The organism is Curtobacterium sp. 18060 (assembly GCF_902706105.1).
In the GTDB taxonomy this organism is placed as follows: domain Bacteria; phylum Actinomycetota; class Actinomycetes; order Actinomycetales; family Microbacteriaceae; genus Curtobacterium.
The window spans coordinates 1-437 of record NZ_CACSJV010000125.1; the positions used below are offsets into that span (position 1 = coordinate 1).

Annotated in this window: 1 protein-coding gene; it reads left to right on the forward strand. The window is 56.8% G+C overall.

Going from position 1 to position 437, the window contains the following annotated elements:
- A partial coding sequence (locus tag GVL05_RS19865) for a DNA breaking-rejoining protein (RefSeq protein WP_159574249.1) occupies positions 1 to 330 on the forward strand: 330 nt, incomplete at its 5' end.
- Positions 331 to 437: the final 107 nt, after the last annotated feature.

A 437-nucleotide genomic window follows, 5' to 3' on the forward strand; every position in this document is an offset into this window, starting at 1 on the left:
ATAAATACCCAGCCGATTCATTTCGATAAAGGCACCAGCGGCACCACTATGCATAATGCGGTGAGCGGGGCCGATGTGAAAGACTATACGCTGGTGGCGAAGGCAGGCCAGACTATGCGCGTCAGTATGAAACGCGGCGCCCATCATCCCTATTTCAACGTCATTAACCCCGCCAATGAAACGGTTTTTAATGGTGCCATGCGCGACGGCGATTTCGAACAGCGCCTGGCGACCAGCGGCAAATATACCGTTCGCGTATACCAAATGGGCGGCGCGCGCGATGAGGGAAAAACCAGCCCCTATGAGCTGACGTTTAAAATTATCCACTAACCTGCCCAACCGCCAACCGCCAACCGCCAACCGCCAGCGGGTGGTTATTTCATCGCCACCCGGCTGGCCTTCGCGCGGTTGCGCCGCGTATCCACCACGATCTGCTC